Origin of the sequence: Aureivirga marina (genome assembly GCF_015767265.1) — a bacterium.
Lineage (GTDB): Bacteria > Bacteroidota > Bacteroidia > Flavobacteriales > Flavobacteriaceae > Aureivirga > Aureivirga marina.
Genome location: NZ_JADPIB010000003.1, coordinates 1 through 19,817 on the forward strand (window position 1 = coordinate 1; position 19,817 = coordinate 19,817).

A 19,817-nucleotide genomic window follows, 5' to 3' on the forward strand; every position below is an offset into this window, starting at 1 on the left:
GGAGGAGGATGTGAGAATCCAGTGCTTGCATTTGGAGTGATTGATTTCCCAAAATACTTTACACCAAACAATGATGGAATCCATGATGTATGGAAGATTCAAGGATTGGAGAGTGGAGATTATGAGAGTATAGAAATCTACATTTTTGATAGGTATGGAAAGGTGATAACGAAATTAGATCCACAAACAGGTTGGAATGGTTTGTCTTTAAGAGGAAATCCATTACCGTCGACAGATTATTGGTTTACGTTGGATATTGTAAAAAAAGTAGGAAGATTAGATGATGGAAGCGCAGTGAATAGAAGATTTACAAGAAAAGGACACTTTAGTTTAATTAGAAGGTAAATAAAATCTTTTTTATATGAAATGACTTCTCAATTCTTATTTGGATTGAGAAGTTTTTTATTAGAAAAAATCAAATTGAAAATGAATTCGGCTTAGGGATAGCAGCGGCATCCTTTTGCGTAGGAACGGAGTAAAAGATATAGCGGATAGCCCGACCCAAAATGTAATGGAGGGAAAGCTCCAAAAAAATAAAAGAAAGAATGGTGTTTTGGAAAAATAAACAGGAAATAGTTTGCTATATTTGAAGCATCAAAACGCACAACAAAATGGAAAGTTCAATGATTTTAAATAACGAACAGATAAATCATAAAATGCAGCGAATTGCATATCAAATTTTAGAGTCGAATAGCAATGAAACAGAGTTGGTTTTGGCTGGGATTAATGGAAATGGATATGTAATTGCACAAAAAATTGCGGAAGTTTTAGAACGAATTTCTGATGTAAATGTATTGCTTTGTGAAGTAATAATTGATAAGAAAAATCCGCTTGGAGAGATAAAAACGAGTTTAGAAAAAGAAATATATACAGGCAAATCATTGGTATTGATTGATGATGTTTTGCATTCGGGAACGACATTGATGTATAGTGTAAAGCATTTTTTAGAAGTGCCATTGAAGCGATTTAAAACGGCTGTATTAGTGAATAGAAATCATAAAAAATATCCAGTAAAGGCTGATTTTAAAGGGATTTCTTTGTCAACATCAATGAAAGAAAGAGTGGATGTTGTGGTAAGTGAAAATGAAATTACAGCTTATTTAGTTTAAGAAATAAGAATTGAAAATGATTTTTTAAAATAAAATATCTGAACCTGTAGAAATACAGGTTTTTTTATGCTTTTAAATATTTTAGTAGCATAAGAATAAAAACAAGAACAATAAACAAGAAATAGAAAATTGTTTGTACTTTTTCAGAGAGTTTATTTGCAAGTTTAATTCCGATTGGAACACCGATAAAACTACCAATTAAAAGCCAAAGAAAAGCAGGCCAATAGATGTAACCAGTACTATATTTTGAGAAAGAATCCTTTCCTGCGCTTAAGATTATATAATTGGCTGTGGCGAAGAAAGCAATAAAAATATTATAAGTTACAGAAAGAGCAGAAGCTTGTTTCATTTTAAACCCTTGATGTTTTAGAAAAGGAACCATAACTAGACTAGAACCACCACCAACGCAAGCAGAAATAATTCCTGTAATAATTTCATAAAAGGATTTTTTAAAGAAATTTGGATTGATGATTTTTCTTTCTTCTTTTTCTTTTTCAAGTTTTCGAATTTCTGAATTTAAAAAACGAAGAATAATATATACAAGAAATATCAAATAAAGAAGTAAAAGAGTTTTAGAAGAAAGAGCAGAAGCAATAAAAGTACCTGCGATAGTTCCAACAATAATTAATAAAATACTTTTCTTAAAATATCCCCATTGAATATTTCCTGAAGAATGATGTGATCTTGCAGAATTAATACTATTTATCAGCATAATTGCAAGAGATGTACTAATTGCAACATGTGTAATAATATCCTGAGGAACATTAAAAAAAGGAAGGACAATTAAAAGTGCTGGAACCGTAGTTAGACTTCCTCCTAATCCGAATAAACTTGATAATAAGCCAGATAAGAATCCTCCGAAAATTAAGATGAAATAATCTAACATTTTTTAAAGAATTTAAATTATTGATAATCAAATGTATGTTTATTTTTATTCAAAATATGTTTAAAAAAGTATAAAAAAATGTTGCATATGTAAAAAAAGGCGTCTATATTTGTGTTGTTATTAGATGTGTACTAATAATGACTTTTTCTTTTTCATAGCAATTTTTTCCCACTCAATCTCAGAGTGGGTTTTTGTTTTTTGTACTTTTCCAGTTACTAATTATAATTCCTGTGATTAAAATTATTCCACCAATTGTTTCAATAATTCCTAATTCACTTAACTCAATTTTTTGTGAGCTAAAAAAGTTAAATCCATAGACTAAAACCACTGTTAGAAATGGACTAGAAGACAAGATGATACTTACACGATTTGCATCGATGAATTGGAAAGCTTTTAAAAGAGCTGTATAAGTATATAATGTGATTAAAGCTGTGATTGTAATTAAAACCCAAATTTTAAGAGAAAAACCTGCGATTTCGCCAAAATTTACAAAAGGAAGAATGGCAACACTTGTAAATAAGAAGGTAAAGAAATTTAAATTACAAGGAGGAATATCTTTTTTGATTAATGTTTTTTGACTTAAAGCATAAAATGCCCAACAGAATTGCGAAAGAACTAAATAAAATAAACCAACATTTAAATTTTCAGGACTAAATTCTGAAACTGTTTGATAGAAATAGATTGCAAGACCAGCAACAACCATTAATAAACCGATAATTTGCTTTTTACGGAAAGATTCTTTTAAAAAGAGAATTCCACCAAAAATGATAAATAAATCACCTGAGAGCGAAGTTACAGCAATAAAATCGGGAAAAAGATAAAAAATAGAGCTATAGAAAAAATAAACATTTGCGAGTTTTGATAAACTAGAAAAGAAAATTAATACTTTATTAGGTTTAATCAGTTGCCATTGAAATTTTACATAGCGAACCATTATCATAAAACCAATTAGAGAGATGATATATTGAAGCCAAACAATATTCATCACATTTACGGTATCTAGACCTAATTTTGCTACAATTACTTCCGAACAAATTAGAAGTAAAGCTAAAACTGCAAATCCAATTCCTAATAAATTTCCCTTCATAAATTAATGTTTTACATTAAGTTACGGAATATTTGAAATTTTTAGAAATGATAAAATGCTAAAAAAATGAAAAATATGAAGGTTTTTAAATGAAAAATTGCAGAATAAATTAATAATAAAGTAATCTTTTAATAATATGATGCAATGGCGAATATCTTAAGTTTGAGTAAATAAATCTAACGAGGTTTATAGACTTTATGAAATTATTTCTTTAGTTGCGTTGTGTTAAAAAAAATAATAACCGAGAATTCTCGGTTATTATTTCGTTATTTATTTAAGTAAATCCAGCCTGTTTTTGGCTCGAATCCATTTCGATTTAATTCTAAGACATAATAATATGTTCCTGCTGGAAGCGGTTTGTCAGAATGTTTAGAAGTTCCATCCCAACTTTTTGTGTTTTTATCACCTTCATAAACCATAGTTCCATAGCGATTATAAATGTACATTTTGAAATAAGGATAATAATTAATTAAATCTTCAATTTCAAAAGATTCTTCATTTGTTGCATCTAAAACATTAGGAATTGTAATTTCAGGAACTTCGCATTCTTCTGCAAAAATCTCAAAAGAAGTTGTTTCTATACAATTTGTATCTGAATTTATTACTTTGATATAAATTGTTTGTGGATTTGTAGTATTTTGAAATATTTCTTCTGTATTTATAGGATTTTGATTGTTATTTAAATTTTGCTCAGAAATAAAAAATAAAATTTCAGAATTCTCAAAAGAAAGGTTTTCTAAGATAAAATTTTCTTGAACTTGGAAATCAAAATCTGCAATTTGATAAGAAGACTCACAAATAGAAACATTCGCAATATTAGGTAATTCAAAAGCTTCTAAGAAACTTAATTCAAAAGAAGTTGAATCCACACAAGTAGTTTCTAAATTTGTAATTTTTACAAAAATTGTTTCAAAATATGGTGTAATATTTTCATAAGTTTCTGAAATTTGAATTGGATTTGTATTATTTTCAAAATCTATAGAACTGTTATAAAAATAAATTTCTACAGGGAAACTAAAGTAATTTACAAGAAAATCATAGTTAGATTGAATATCAAAAACACCGAATCCATTTCCTAAATCGCAAGTTTCAATACTTAATAATTCAGGAGCAAAATCTGAAGGATGAATAATTAGATTAAATTGACTTTCATCTGTACAGCCGTTTTCATTTTTAATAGAAACATAGATTGTTTGATTTTCAGAAGTGACGAAATTTGTTGGATTTTCAATAGGAGTTCCGCCAATTTCTTCATAATAAGTTATTGTGATTTCTTCATCATTTGCATTAGAAATTAATGTAGAAATTTCAGTAAAATCAAAAACACCATTTCCACCTTCATTTTCACAAATATATAAATCTGGAAGTTCTGGAATTATCGGATTTTCAACAATTGTAATTTGTTTTGTAACAGAATATGGAAGCGAATTGATATGAAATTCAACAACAACATCATAAGTTCCTGTAGAAGTATAAATATGTGTCGGATCCGGTTCAGTGGAAGTATTTGCTACTCCAGAATCAGGATCTCCAAAATTCCAAACAATGTTTGTTACTTCACTATTATCAATGTAAAAATAAGTTGCATCTCCTTCACAAAGATTTATTGCAAAAATATCTGGTTCAAATAAAGTTTGAATAAAAACAGGAAGTCCCCAACGAGTAAATACTTCATCACCTAAGAAAATTCCATTTTCAATATAATTTGCATTTGTACCTTGTAAATTTGGAAATTCAATATAAGAAAGATGATTTTCTCCGATGGTTGTATGATAAATTTTTCCGTCAATTGCAATTTGTAAAGAACCACGCATTAAGTTTGTATCCTCACTTGTTTCGTACACTTCTTCATAGATTTCAATTTTAGAATTTAAAATATCAGAGGCAGCTAAATCATATTGATTTATTACACCATTAATTGTAGCATGACCAATTCCGACTTCTTCAACTTTGTAATAATCAATTTGTGCATAAAGGTAATTTCCTAAAGGAGAAAATTCCACACCATATGGAGAACCTAGATCTGTTTCTTCCATTAAGCTAACAGGATTTGAAACGATTCCAGTTTCATTATCAAAATCATAAAGATATAAAGTTCCTTTTGTAATTACAGCTTCCACCCATTTTGGATGTGGTAATGTATAATCTTCATAAGCTTCTTGTTTATTATCAGAATAAAAAGCTGCTGCAATTTTATTACTTTGAAGGTTGGATTTGATATAACCACGCATATTTGTTACAGCAACTCCTTCATGCGCTCCTGTGATTGCTTGAATAGTAGGAGTAAGTGTTGAAATTACGGGTGTTGTATTAACTCCATCTGCTGTGATTTTATAAGCATAAAAAGAGTCGATATAATGTGTGATTAGCCAATAACCATTTCCATCTGCTGTTTTTGTTGCGGTAATTTTTTCAGAAGTAATAGGTAGAAGTGGAATATTTTTTTGACCTTCAACTATTCCACCTAAACCACCGTTTAAACTCATATCAATTGTAGAATATTTTAAACCAACAGAATTTTGCAAATACCAAGCATCATGAGAATCTACAGTAAAAATGTAATATAAATCATCATTATTAATATAAGGAACAACTAAACCAGAACTTGTGCTTGATGGATATCCATGTAAATATTCGTCTGCTGGAGTATCATCAGGGAACATAGATTCATGATTTTTATTCCAAACATTTGTTCCATCAGAATAAAAAAGTAATTCTCCTTCTGGCGTACTTATAGAAGTACAACCTTCTAATGTGGATAATTCACCAGACATTGGAGTAGGAGGATTTGTATTAAAATTTAACCCAGCTTGATGTCCAAAAAACCAATTACTTGATTCTTTTTGAGCTAAACAAAGAATAGGAAAAAGTATGATTAAGAATGTAGTTTTAATTTTCATTCGCATTTATTTAAAAATGATTTGGATAGCTAAAGTTAACAAAAAAACCTTCTCAATTTGAGAAGGTTTTTTAAAATTAATTGCTTTATTATCGTTTCAAATTAAAATGTCCTCTTCGGACAATTCGATTTCCATTAATATCTGTCAATTCCATTGTAAACCAATATCCTGAAGAAGGAAGTTCTTGTCCATCTCTTGTTCCATCCCAACCTTGAGTTGTTGGATCAATTTGAACTAAAGATTTTCCGAATCTATCAAAAATATAGATTTTTGCTTCTGGATAATTTTGGATTCCATGGATTGTCCAATAATCATGAATTCCGTCGCCATTTGGTGTAAAATATTCTGGGAAACCAACAACACTTATGTCGATAGTGATTTCACCACAACCATTTTCATGAATATCTCTGATTGTTAATTGATAAGCTCCAGCAGGAACATTTTCAAAGAATGGTGTTGTTTGCCAAGTTGTTCCACCATCGATAGAGAATTCATATTCACCAATTCCAATATTAGTGATATCAATTTGAATATTATTTGTTCCTTCAGAAGTTAAATAATCTGTAATTGTGATATCATCAATTGTAAGTTTTGGTAATTCTGATTTTTTTACAACGATATATTTCCATTCGCTTTCACAAGTTGGAGTTCCATCTGTTGTAAATGCTTTTACAGCATAAATACCTTCTTCTGTTACAGCTAAAGAACTTTCTGTTTCTCCAGCAAAAACATTTCCATCAAAATCTGCCCATTGATATGTATAATCACCTGAAGGATTTTCTACTTCAATAGAGAAATCAATTTCATCAATACAATAAACTACAGTATCAGAAACTTCAAAAAATGGCATTTCTTTCACTTCAATTTCAAAAGAAATAACAGCAGTACAGCTTGTGATATTATTTGTTAATAATGCCCAAAGTGTTCCACTTTCACTAATATATTCTTCGCCAGAAATACTATTTTCATTATTTATTGCATCTTCTTCTGTTTCAAAATAAATTACAGAAATATCAGAATTTAAAGCTAAAACAGCATCCATATTTGCAGCTAGTTGGAAAGTTCCGACTCCATCTTCCCCACAAACAACGTAAGGATCAATAGTATCAGGACCTTCTGGACTTAAATTGATTTCAAAATTAACTTCAGCAACTGTTGCACAATTTGTTGTTTCATCTTCTACACGAACATAAATAATTGTTGTGTTTGAAATAGTATGATCAACAACAATTGGATTTGCATTATTTGTAGCATCATTTTCTGTTGTATGATAAGAAATTAAAATTCCTTCTGTAGATGAGAAAATAATACTTGTTAATTCATCCATTGATTTTTGAATGATTCCATCTGTATCTGTATCACAAAATGTGATTGGATTAGGAACGATTAATTCGTCTACTCCGTGAACAATTAAATCAAGAGAAACATAAACTTCACATAAATTAGTTGTATTTGTATTAATAACAGTTGCAATAATTGTTGTAGAAGTAGAAGAGTGGTTTTCTAAATCTGTAATTTCATTTGAAGTATTGTTTGCATCAGCTTGTGTAGGATAGAATTTTACATCATAACCTAAAGCACCATTTAAAATATTTGGAATCGCATCATTTAAATTAAAAATTTCAACACCATCTCCATCTTCGTCACAAGCAGTTAAAGGTGCTGGAGTGAAATTTGGTTCTGGAAGAGGCTCCACTACTAAGGTTAATGAATTAATTGTAAAACATCCAGTTTGAACATTTTCAGCACGAACATAAATATCTTGTGCATCAATAGTTGTATTTTGATATGCATTTGGAAGTGGCGAAACAGAAGAATCATTTGCATTTAATGCATCTTCTTCTGTTAAATAATATCGGATAGAAACTCCTAATTGACCAACTAGAGCTTCATCATTCATTTCATTTAAATAAAAAGTAGCAAATCCATCATTATCATCATCACAAACATGATATTCTAATGGATCTCCAATTAAAGGTTTTGGATTTACAATTAAATCAAAGCTTGTTAAAGTATAACATCCAGTATCAATAAATTCCATACGAACCCAGATTGTTTGTGGGTTTACAGAATTTGTAAAAGGAGCATTTGTATCAATAGAACCAATATTATTTTCTGCATCAGTCTGAGAAGTAAAGAATTTTACAGAAAGATTTGTATTTGTTCCAACAATATCTTGTTCAATTGGTAAGAAATCAAATTGACTTTCTCCTGCAACATCTCCTTCACAAGCTTCCATGTCTTCAATTGTTACGAAAGCAGGTCTTGGATTTACAACTAAAGTAATTTCTCTAATAATAAAACAGTTAGAGGCAGGATCTTGAATTCTTACATAAATATTATTTACGATAGAATAATAGCTAGAATCCGTTAAAGGAAGTTGATCATTTTCAGCATTATCTTCTGTTTCATAGAAAGTAATTCCATATAAACCACTTGGATCATAAAGATTTCTAATTGCATCTAAATCAAAGAAAGTGTGTCCATCATAATCATCATCACATTCTTCAATTGTTAATAAATCTTCCACATGAGGAAGTGGGAAAACAATTAAATCTAAAATAGTAGAAGATTCACATCCAGTTTCAATGTTTTGTACTTTTACAAAAAGAGATTGCGTTGGAGATAAATTTGTATAAGGAGCATATTTATCAATTGCTGGTCCATCTTCTGTTTCATGGTAAGTTACTAATCCAGTTTCACCATTTAAAATTTCCACATCTTTAATTACTAAATTAAAAGTAGTTAAACCATTAGAGAAATCGCCATCTTCTCCATCATCACATAATTCATATGGAGTAGGTTGGCTAATCACAGGTAATTCATTTACTATTAATTCTAACGTAGTTAAAGAATAACATCCAGTTCCATTGTTGTTTACACGAATAGTAACTGTTTGCGGATTTGTAATATTTGTATAATTAGAAGGATTTGTAATTTCTCCAATTCCATTATTATTAACAGCACTTTCCGTATTGATAAAATATTGGAAAGTTAGGTTTGTATCTGTTGTAATTTCCGTTTCTTTTTCTGTTAAATTGAAAATTTCAAATCCATCTGTATCAGAATCACATTGTTCAAATTTTGTAGGATTATTAATTTCAGGAGTATTTACAACATTTAATTCTAATTCTACAATTTTAAAACATCCAGTAATTGCATCTTCAACACGGATATAAATAATTTCTTGGTATGGAGAAAGATTTGCATGATTCGCAATATTTGTCAAAGGACTAACAGCATTTTCTGCATTTATTTCAGTTAAATAAAAAGAAACATTTACATTTCCTAAAGCTGTTACAATTTCAGTTTCAACATAAGAGAAATCAAAAGTTGTAAACCCATTACTATTTACATCACAAGTTGCAATTGCATCTGGAGTTGTAGGATTTGGAATATCTAAAACATTTACTGTAAATGAAGTTGTAGAAAAACACCCAGTATCTGTATCAAAAATTCTAACAAAAATTTCAAAATTATAAGGATTTATAGAGTTGATATAATCATTAGATAAATCAATTGATCCTGAATTATTTTCTGCATTTAGTTGTGTTTCATGATATGAAACTACATAGTTTGTTTGTCCTTGTTTATAATAATCATTATAAAAAGATAAATCTAAATTAATCACACCATCCGAAGGCTCAACATCACAAATATCATAAACTTGCACAGCAGGAGTTGTAGGATTTGCAATTACTTCAATATTAAAAGAAGCAACAGTTGTACAACCTGTAATTGTATTTTCTAAAGTATAATAAATAGTTTGTACAGGAATTGTTGTATTCTGATAATTTGCTGGATTTGGAATTTCATTTGTATTAGAAGTTGCATCTAAATAGCTAGGGAAATATTTAATAATCATTCCAATTTGACCATTTAATAATCCATCTTCAGCTAAAGTTAAATCAAAGAAAACATAACCATCTTCATCAGAACATTCTTTCAAATTTTCAATAGGATTGATAATTGGTTTTGGATTTACAACAATATTAAAACTTGTTGCACCAAAACAATTTTCAGCATCTGAAGAAACTTTTACCCAAATTTCTTGAAAATTATTACTACTTGCTGTGTTTTGGAAACTTGTCAATTCGTCTGTAGGAATTTTAGAGGCATCACTTAAACTTGCATCTGTAAAATATTCAAATGCAGGGTTTACAAGTGTTGTCATATCAACGATATTTGGCTCATTTAATGTTAAATTAAATAAAGTTTCTCCATCATAATCATCATCACAAGCAACTAGATTTGGAACATTCTCATTTACATTAGGAATATTTAAAACTACTAAATGAACTTCTGTATAAGTTGTACATCCATTGATGTCATCTTGTAAATGTACATATAAAGTTGTGTCTCCAGTTGTATAATTATTAGGTAATGGATTAATCGCTGGATTTGTTATATCTGCTGGAGATAAATAATATCCTAGGATTGAAATATCTGGAATACTATTGATAATTGTATCATTAAATCCAGGTAAGAAAAACGATTTAATTCCATCATGAACAATATCATCACATTCTTCAAAAGTATATTCTGTTGGATTTGTAGGGAATGCATCTAAAACTACATCAAAAGAACCATAATTTAAACATCCAGTTGTTGGATCTTGTAAACGATAATAAATTGTAGTAGAACCAGAAGCAAAACTTGTCGGAGTTGTAATAATATCTCCGTTTCCACCTAAAGAAGAAACTTCTGTTTCATGATAAGTGATATTAAAAAGTCCATTACTTGTTAAAATATTTTCATTTGTAGTTAAATCCCAATCGATAGAACCATCTAAATCAATATCACATTCTTCAAGTGGTGCAACAGCAATGATTTGTGGGTTTCCATATACAATAATATCAATAGGATTACTTCTAGAAACACAACCTAAAGAACTTGAAGCTTCCACTTGTACAGTACTTCCATTTGCAATAGAAATTGAAGAAATATCTTGTGTTGCTGGAATTAAAGCACCATTTAAATAAAAACTATACGTATAATCAGGTGAATTTTGGAAAGCATTTGTAATTGAATTTAAATTAAAAATACCTGAATTTGAATCACCAACCGCACAAGTACTTAAAGAAGTTGTAGTAAAACTTGAATTAAAAACTGGATTTGGATCTACGATTAATGTATAACTTCCATCTGTTGTACAAACAGAATTTAAGTTTGAAGTAATTGTAAAATAGATTGTTTGAATTGAAATTGTTGTATTTGTAAATGCTGTAGGATCTCCAACTAAATTAGAAAGAGCAGCATCTATATAATATTTAATTTCAAAATCATCAGGATTTGAGCCATTTAAAATTTCTGCATTATTTTGAGTTAAATCAAAAGAAGCAAAACCATCATTTGTATCTGTGTCTGTAGCAATTCCATCAAAATCACAAGTGTGTAAATCAGGAATATTACTTGAAATATTTAAATCAAAAACTGCGATATCAAAAGAAGTTAATGTATAACAACCAGTTGTATTATTTTCTTTTCTTACCCAAATTGTTTCTGTACCAAAAGCAACTTGATTTACATAAGGAAAAGAAAGAACACTTGAAGAATTATGCGCGTTATTCTGATTTGAATAATATGAAATAGAAAAATCTGAAGCACTATCACCATCTAAAACAACTGGTGAAATCATAGTGTCAAAATTAAAATCGAAAAATCCATTTCCATTTGTAGAACACTCATACCAATTTGTAATTGTAGGAATATTTGGCGTATCGATAAAATTAATATCCAAAGAAGTATTTTTCGGGCAACTTCCATCAGAAAAAGTTACAATTACTTCATAAGTTCCATCTGTATTTGTTCCAAATTGATTGATTGTATATTGATTTGGTGGAGTTTGCGTAGGTAACGTGTTTTCAGTTCCACCAGAAATAAATTTCCAAGTATAATAAGCATTTGGATAATTTTTTATTTTAATTGTATAAGTATCACCATCACAAACATCAATTTCTTTTGTACCATTTGGAATGTCAATAAACTCTGCTTTACTTGTAATTAATGATTGAATAAACGGAGGTAAACCTTGTGTTGCCAAACCTGTTCCTAAGTTTATTGCGTCTTCCGTATAATTACAAATGATTCCTAAATTATCAGGGAATTCAATTACATCTAAAAAAGGTGTTCCTTGTGAATAAGAAACAGGAACAGTTGCATAAATACGTTTATCTGGACCAAGTTGTAATGATCCTCTAAACCCACTTTGAGATTTCAATAATAATTTAGAAGCAGAAATATTAGAAGCTTCTATATTAAATTGATATGTTTTATTCAAATCAGCATTACTATGATAAGTAGAAAGATAAAGTCTCTCAGAAGAAGGAGAAAACTCTAATCCGTAAGGATGTTCTAAATCTTGTGGATCATCAAATAATTCTTGTTCATTGGATACAATACCTGTTGTTTTGTCAAAATCGTATAATAATAATTTACTATCATTTCCATTGTTATCATGATAGTGAGCTGCGGCAAGTTTTTCTCCATTTGGAGAAACTTTTAAATAACCTCTTCCATCAATTGCTGTATGTGGAATAGTAGAAATTACAGGTAAATTAATTCCAGCTCCTGTAATTTTATAAGAAAAATATCTGTTGTCTACATGTGAGATAACCCAAAACGAATTACACTCAGAGCTATGAACGGCAGTAATTTTTTCTGTCCAGTTCGCACTATCAGCTCCAGATAAATTAATTGGACCAAGAGTAATATTTCCTAAACCTCCGTTTGCTGTAATATCTACAACATAATAGAATAAACCAGCTGTACTATTCTCGGCAGAACCTACGGTGAATAAATAAAACAAGTTTTCATCTGCGGGATTTGGAACAATTATAGAAGATTGCGTACTAGATGAATCTCCTGAAAGTCCAGAACCATTAGGCATTACATTATGGTTTTTATTCCAAATTGTCATTCCATCTGTATAAAACAAAAGTTGACCATCTTCATCTGAAAATGATGCACAACCTTCATGAGTGTTCATCGCTCCATTTTGTAAAACGGAAACGCCTCCATTAAAATTCAAACCTGCATTCACACCAAAATACCAATTATTAGCTTCTTGCTGCGCATACATAATACTGCAGGAAATAAATAAAATAAGATTGAATATTTTTTTAGTCATTATTGTACAATTTTCCCAAAAATAGAAAAAGATTAATGGAAATAATATCGAAGAATAATTTTTTTTTAACATAAATTAACATTGTAAATTAAATAACTATATATCAATGTTTTATAAAAATGTAATTTTTTAAGAAAAAGAAAGATTTCATTTTTCTAATAGCATTTTCCGATTTTTTTGTCTTTTTATTTTTAAAAATTAAGAGAGATTCACTTTTACAAACAATTTGATATTAGATTTGTTTTTAAAACTTAAAAATTTTCTTTAAAATTTGTTAAATGACTGAAAATTAAGATTTTATTATAATTTGTTGTGATTTTTTTAAACTTTCTGCTTCTATTTAATAAGTAATTTCGATAGTGAATTAACCTTTTAAGAAATTCATTATGAAAAAACTTTTATGCACAATTATTTTAATAGTAGGAATCGTATTCACTACAAATGCACAAGATCCTGAATCACATGAAATTTCATTTGGTGTGAAAGCCGGGATTAATTTTGCAAGTTTGACAAATACGGGAGTATATAATGTGCAAACTAAAAAAGATTGGACAGCAGGAGTTGTTGTAGAATTTGAAATTTCAGATAGATTTTCAATTCAACCAGAGGTTTTATATTCTGCACAAGGTGGGGATGTAAACTTTATTTTACCAAATCCAGCAAACACAGCTGTAATTGATCAGTTTTATGCAGATGTTGATTTAGATTATATCAATGTACCGATTTTAGCTAAATTTTATGTTGTAGACGGTTTGACAATTGATTTAGGGCCTCAGTTTGCATTTTTAGTAAATGATAAAATTAAATTGACAAAAGTGATTCCAACACATCCTCAAGAGACGATTCACAACAGAGAGTTAAATTTACCTCAAAAGAAATCGTTTGGAATTGATGGAGCAGTAGGTTTAGGATACAAATTGCCGGAAAGAATTTTTATCCAAGCAAGATATAATTTTGGATTAATCGATGTAGAAGATACAGAGAAATCTAAAAATTCGGTTTTCCAACTTACTTTAGGATATGAATTTTGGTAGAAATATAGAAATATAAACAAACAAGTTGCGAAAAAAGAACGGAAGAGAAATCTTCCGTTTTTTTGTTAATAAAACTCTTAAAGCTGTTTAAATTATAGAAAATTAAGACATTATTATAAAAAATTACAATTTCTTTACCATTTTGACTTTCATATTATAACTAATTTAGTTAATGAATTAACCTTAAAGAATTTATTATGAAAAAACTTTTAGTTACAATTCTATTGTTAACAGGAGGTATTTTTGCAGCAAAAGCACAAGACATTTCTTTTGGTGTAAAAGGTGGTGTTAACTTTGCGAATCTAGTTGGAACGGATATTTACGGTGGAGAGTCTAAAACTGGATGGACAGCCGGAGTTGTAGTAGAATTAGCATTGTCAGATAAATTTTCGATACAACCAGAGGTTTTATATTCAGCACAGGGAGCCAAAAGTAATTTTTCACTTCCAAACCTGAATGATCCAAATGTATTGGATAAATATAATGCGAACATTAGTTTAGACTATATTAATGTGCCAATTTATGCGAAATATTACATTGTTGAAGGTTTAAGTATTGATGCAGGACCGCAATTTGCCTTTTTGGTAGATAATAGTATTGAATTGAAAAAAACAGTTCCATTATTACCAAATCCTGTTACAACAACTACAAAACAAGATTTACCAGATAAAAAAGATTTTGGAATTGATGGTAGTGTAGGTTTTGGGTATAAAACTCCAGAAGGGATTTTTATTCACGGAAGATATAATTTCGGTTTAATTGATGTTGAAAGTAACGAAAATGCCAAGAATTCTGTATTCCAAGTTTCTCTTGGATATGAATTTTAATAAGATTTATAATATTTGTATTTTTGAAAAACGGGAGAATTATCTTCCGTTTTTTTATATTTTAAGCTTATGAAACTAATCATAATAAACGGACCAAATCTGAATCTTTTAGGAAAAAGAGAACCTACTATTTATGGAAATACTTCTTTTGAAGATTTTCTTTTCGAATTGAAAAAAGAATACCAAAGTAAAGGTGTAGAAATTGAATATTTTCAGTCAAATGAAGAAGGAAAACTAATTAATAAATTACATGAAACAGGTTTTTCTTATGATGGAATTATTTTAAATGCTGGTGCTTATACACACACATCAATCGCTATTGCAGATGCGATTGCTGCAATTGATACTCCTGTAATTGAAGTGCATATTTCGAATGTACACAAAAGAGAATCATTTAGACATCATTCGTATCTTTCTGCAAATGCTGCTGGAATTATTATTGGTTTTGGTTTAAAAGGATATAAACTTGCTATTGAAAGTTTTATGTAAATTTTATCATGATTTTATCAAATGTAAAAACACTTAAACCTTAGATATTTAGTAACTTGAATAGGATTTAACTTAAAGTTTTTGCGTTATGAGATTACAGATACTTTTATCGTTTTTGTTTGTCGGATTTTATGGTTTTTCGCAATGTCCTGATCAAGATTTAGAATTTAATACAGAAAATGAAATCACAGAGTTTTTCATTGATAATCCAGGTTGTACAGAAGTTTTAAGGAATTTAAAAATATCAGGACTTTCCATTGAAAGTTTACAAGGATTATCTCCAATTACGAAGATATTTGGAAATTTAACTCTCGAAGAAAATTCTACTTTACAATCTTTGAGTGGTTTGGATAATCTAACACAATTAAATGGAACTTTAATTGTAGAAGGAAATGCAATTTTGGATTTTTCTGGATTAGAAGGATTGACAAGTTTAAATGGATTAACAATTTTATCTAATAGTAACTTAACAAGTTTACAAGGTTTACATAATATTACTTCCATTCAACAAGATATTGTAATAGCTGGAAATTTGTTTTTAACTTCGATTGAAGCTTTAAGTAATTTGACTTCTGTAAATGGAATTTTATATTTTGAATCCAATGCTGCTCTTGAAACTCTAAACGGTTTACAAAATATTCAATTTATTGGAGGATATTTTTATTTACTTTCAAACGGATTAACGTCTATTGAGCATTTGAGTAATCTAACTTCTGTGCAACAAGGAATTTATATTGGTGAAAATGCAGATTTAGCAAGTTTAAATGGTTTAGAAAATCTTTCTTTTGTAAGTTCTTATTTTAGAATTACAGATAATGATTCTCTTACTTCTTTAGATGGACTTTCTGGTTTTACAACGATTAATACCGCATTAATGATTGATCAAAATGATAATTTACTTTCCCTAGATGGATTAGAAAATTTACAAACAATTACAGATTATTTATTTATTGATGATAATGATTCTTTAAATGATTTGACAGCTTTGGAAAGTTTAATTTCTGTTTCTACTTTAGGAATTACAAATAATGAAACTTTAGAATCTTTGGAGGGATTGGATAATATTCCTTTTTTAATGGATAATTTAGAAATTTCTGAAAATCCGAATTTAAATGTATGTATTGCAATTTGTACTCTTTTAGAACCTGGAAATGTTGGAGGAAATATAAATATTGAAAACAATGATGTTGGATGTGCAACCAGTTCTGTTATTTGGGATATTTGTGAAACATTATCTGTGGAAGAAAATAATATAGAATTAGAAAATTTTTATCCAAATCCTGCGGATGAATATATTTTAATTTCTAAAAAAGAATCGATTTCTAAAGTGAAAATATATGATTTACAAGGAAAATTAATTCTTGTTAATAATAATTCTGACCAAAAAATAGATATTTCTAAATTAGAGAAAGGAATTTATTTCATTCAATTAGAAAATACCAAATTTGAAAAATTGATTGTAGAATAACAAAGACTAAATTAAAATATTGAAATAATGAAAATTAAATTAGTAAGCGTACCTGTTGCAGATCAGGAAAAAGCATTAAAATTTTATACAGAAAAATTAGGTTTTGTAAAGAAATTAGATATTCCTTTGGGAGAAGGAAATAGATGGTTAACAATAGTTTCAAATGAAGAACAAGATGGACCAGAAATTTTATTAGAACCTTCTATTAAACATTTTGAGCCTGCAAAAACATATCAAAAAGCATTATTTGATAGTAAAATTCCTTATACACAATTTTCAGTAGAAAATGTAGATGAAGAATATGAAAGGTTACAAAAATTAGGAATAGAATTTAGTACAAAACCAACTGTTTTTGGAACTGCAAAATTAGCTGTCTTCGACGATACATGTGGAAATTATATTCAGATTGTACAAACTTTATAAAATTAAAAATAGCATATTGAAATTTCAGTATGCTATTTTTAAATTAGATAAGATTCAGTTAAATACAAAAATGGAAAATGAATAATTTCAGATTTGATAAAAAAAGCTATTTAGAACGTGTACAATATAAAGGGGAAGTTTCTTTAGATTTACCTTTTTTAAAAGCAATTCATTATGCACATTTTCATACATTTCCTTTTGAGAATTTAGATATTTGTTTAGGGAAAAAGGTTGATTTAAAACCTGAAAATATTTTTGAGAAATTGGTGAAAAATAGAAGAGGAGGTTATTGTTTTGAATTAAATGGGTTGTTTTTAATGGCTTTAAAATCTTTCGGTTTTGAAGCAAGAGCTTTACTTGGAAGAGTACATTTGGAAGAGACTATTACAGGTCGAGGTCATCAAGTTACTTTAGTAACAATCAATAAAAGACAATGGATTGTAGATACTGGATTTGGTTCTAGAAATCCTTCATTTCCAATTCCACTGATTTGCGATGAGGTTTTTGGAGAAAAAAATGCTTTTTATCGATTAAAAAAAGACAAATATTTTGGTTTTTTATTACAAAAGAAAAATTCTGAAAATGAATGGGAAGTTCTTTATAGTTTTGATTTAGAATATGTTTTTTCTGGTGACATTGCTTATGGAAATCATTATACTTCTACATGTGAAGATTCATTTTTTACATATTCTAGAATTGCTGCATTACCAGTTAAAAATGGAATGATTACACTTTTTAATAATCGTTTAAAAAAGAAAATTAATGGAAAAGAAGAAGAAATTATATTAGAAAATAATGATTCACTTTTTGAAGTATTAAAAACAGAATTCGGAATTGAAATAAATGCAAAATATAAGGATTTAAAACCTTTTAAAGAATAAATTAGGTATAAATACTCTAAAATAACTGTTCATTGATTTGGAACTTTGTAATGTAATTAAGTTACAAAGGTGTATTCCGAAAAACCTATAAAAAAAGAGTAGGAATTAAAAAATTTATATTATGAATAAGTTATATTATCAACAAGACAATGGAGCTGTTTATATTCATCTTGATGGAGGATTAAGACATGTTCCTGATGTGAAAACGTATAAAAAATTATTTAATTTTCCAATTATTCCAGACAATTTTATTCAATTTCCAAATGAAGAATCTGCTCCAATTAAAATTTTAAAAGATTGGCCGATTGTACCTAACGCAATTGTAATTACAGTAAAAGAATTTGGAAATAAACTTTTTTTAATTGATAAATATCCTTGGGCAAGTTATTTAATAATTCGACCAATTGTAAGTGAAGAACAGATGGATGCTTTAGGTTTTGGAAAAAATCTTGTTCAAAAAAACTTTCCTAGAGAAGCTCCAATTGGTGTTCCATTAGCAATTGATACTTATAAAGATGTTTCAGATGTAGAGAATTTAGTAGCGAATTATAATTTATATGGTTATCTAATTTTAGGAGATAAATTAAATCCGTATTTTACTAATATGTTGAAAAAGTTTCCAGGATATGGAAAACCAGGAACTGATGAAAATCAAAAATTCAAAAAAGAATTAAAAAATAACATAATTGAATATGTGAATTTAGTAAATGCTTTACCAGAACATTTATAAAAGAAATCAAACATAGAAACTAGCTGTTTTAGGTTAGTTTTTATGTTTTTTCAATTTAGGATTAGAAGCCGTTAAGTTCTGTAAAACATTTTCATATTAATTGATTTTAATAAAAGTTTTTTTAGATTTAAAGAAAAAACTGAGAATATGAAAATTTACACAAAGATTATTGGAATTATAAGTTTAGGGATTGTTGTCTTTTTTATTTCTGTATTAATAAAAAAAGAATATAGTATAGAAAATAAAGAAACAATTTTTAGTTTTTTAGTTCCAAGCCTATTATTATTTCACTATTTAATCATCACAAAATTAGGTTTTAATAATTTACTAAATTCTAAAAAGGGAAAAAGAATTATTAATTTTATTGTTATATTTTCTACTGTTTTAGTTATAGGATTAGCGAGTTCTTTATGGATTTTAGAATATTATAAAATTGCAAATTTGGAGGAGCCGATAGAGATGGGACAATTTTTAACAGAAGATAAAATAGAAGTAAATCTTCAAACAAAATATGTGAATAACAAAATAGAATATTCTCTTCAAGCAAACTCTGAAATAACAGAAAACTTTCAAAAAGTAAAAGTATATGCAATCCTTTTTTATGATAAAAAAGATAGACGAGTTTTTGTGATTGAAAATAATAGATATACTGAAATTTGGGATAAAGATTCTACTAAAATAACAAGTTTAGAAATTATTGGAAATCAAAGAATGGATACAGCTTCTTATCTTAAAATTGATTCTTATGAGTTTAGACATTTTTTGAGATAGATTAAAATGAAAAAAATTAAAAACAAAAAAACCCAAACGTGACAAAGGTTTGGGCTTTTTAAGACAATATTAAGTATTTATAT

General features: G+C 28.3%; 14 protein-coding genes. 10 read left to right on the top strand and 4 right to left on the bottom strand.

Annotated elements, in window-relative coordinates:
* Together I1A51_RS06845 and I1A51_RS06850 are read left to right on the top strand one after the other, a co-directional pair.
* Positions 1-345: T9SS type B sorting domain-containing protein (locus I1A51_RS06845; RefSeq protein WP_196892393.1), on the top strand; the 345-nt coding region annotated here is incomplete at its 5' end.
* A gap of 266 nt (positions 346-611) precedes the next feature.
* Positions 612-1,109, top strand: coding sequence for a phosphoribosyltransferase family protein (locus I1A51_RS06850; protein ID WP_196892395.1), 498 nt, complete (start codon positions 612-614; stop codon positions 1,107-1,109).
* A 64-nt stretch (positions 1,110-1,173) separates the two neighbouring features.
* Here I1A51_RS06850 and I1A51_RS06855 read toward each other — a convergent pair whose 3' ends face one another.
* The 4 genes from I1A51_RS06855 to I1A51_RS06870 form a co-directional block, all read right to left on the bottom strand.
* Complete coding sequence (locus I1A51_RS06855) at positions 1,174-1,995, bottom strand: sulfite exporter TauE/SafE family protein (protein WP_196892397.1); 822 nt, start codon at positions 1,993-1,995, stop codon at positions 1,174-1,176.
* A 178-nt stretch (positions 1,996-2,173) separates the two neighbouring features.
* Positions 2,174-3,082 carry a DMT family transporter gene (locus I1A51_RS06860; RefSeq protein ID WP_196892399.1) on the bottom strand — a complete coding sequence of 303 codons (909 nt, stop codon included), beginning with the start codon at positions 3,080-3,082 and terminating at the stop codon, positions 2,174-2,176.
* 266 nt (positions 3,083-3,348) lie between these two features.
* The gene (locus tag I1A51_RS06865; RefSeq protein WP_196892401.1) at positions 3,349-5,982 is read right to left on the bottom strand and encodes a T9SS type B sorting domain-containing protein; all 2,634 of its coding nucleotides are present in this window, start codon (positions 5,980-5,982) and stop codon (positions 3,349-3,351) included.
* Between the two features lie 88 nt (positions 5,983-6,070).
* Positions 6,071-13,111, bottom strand: coding sequence for a T9SS type B sorting domain-containing protein (locus I1A51_RS06870; protein WP_196892402.1), 7,041 nt, complete (start codon positions 13,109-13,111; stop codon positions 6,071-6,073).
* Positions 13,112-13,497: 386 nt separating this feature from the next.
* Between I1A51_RS06870 and I1A51_RS06875 the strand changes: the two genes are divergently transcribed.
* From I1A51_RS06875 to I1A51_RS06910, 8 genes are all read left to right on the top strand, one after another.
* Positions 13,498-14,145, top strand: coding sequence for a porin family protein (locus I1A51_RS06875; protein ID WP_196892404.1), 648 nt, complete (start codon positions 13,498-13,500; stop codon positions 14,143-14,145).
* 197 nt (positions 14,146-14,342) lie between these two features.
* The gene (locus I1A51_RS06880) at positions 14,343-14,972 is read left to right on the top strand and encodes a porin family protein (protein WP_196892406.1); all 630 of its coding nucleotides are present in this window, start codon (positions 14,343-14,345) and stop codon (positions 14,970-14,972) included.
* A gap of 69 nt (positions 14,973-15,041) precedes the next feature.
* Entirely contained in the window at positions 15,042-15,461 is a 420-nt protein-coding gene (aroQ, locus tag I1A51_RS06885; protein WP_196892408.1) for a type II 3-dehydroquinate dehydratase, read from the top strand.
* An 88-nt stretch (positions 15,462-15,549) separates the two neighbouring features.
* A complete protein-coding gene (locus I1A51_RS06890) occupies positions 15,550-16,929 on the top strand; it encodes a T9SS type A sorting domain-containing protein (RefSeq protein ID WP_196892410.1) in 1,380 nt (459 codons plus the stop codon).
* A 27-nt stretch (positions 16,930-16,956) separates the two neighbouring features.
* On the top strand, positions 16,957-17,352 hold the full coding sequence (locus I1A51_RS06895; protein ID WP_196892412.1) for a VOC family protein: 396 nt from the start codon (positions 16,957-16,959) through the stop codon (positions 17,350-17,352).
* A 77-nt stretch (positions 17,353-17,429) separates the two neighbouring features.
* Positions 17,430-18,233 carry an arylamine N-acetyltransferase family protein gene (locus tag I1A51_RS06900; RefSeq protein ID WP_196892414.1) on the top strand — a complete coding sequence of 268 codons (804 nt, stop codon included), beginning with the start codon at positions 17,430-17,432 and terminating at the stop codon, positions 18,231-18,233.
* Positions 18,234-18,354: 121 nt separating this feature from the next.
* Positions 18,355-18,963: a hypothetical protein gene (locus I1A51_RS06905; RefSeq protein ID WP_196892416.1), complete on the top strand. Its 609-nt coding sequence runs from the start codon at positions 18,355-18,357 to the stop codon at positions 18,961-18,963.
* Positions 18,964-19,110: 147 nt separating this feature from the next.
* Positions 19,111-19,734: a hypothetical protein gene (locus tag I1A51_RS06910; RefSeq protein ID WP_196892418.1), complete on the top strand. Its 624-nt coding sequence runs from the start codon at positions 19,111-19,113 to the stop codon at positions 19,732-19,734.
* The last annotated feature ends 83 nt before the right edge of the window (positions 19,735-19,817 follow it).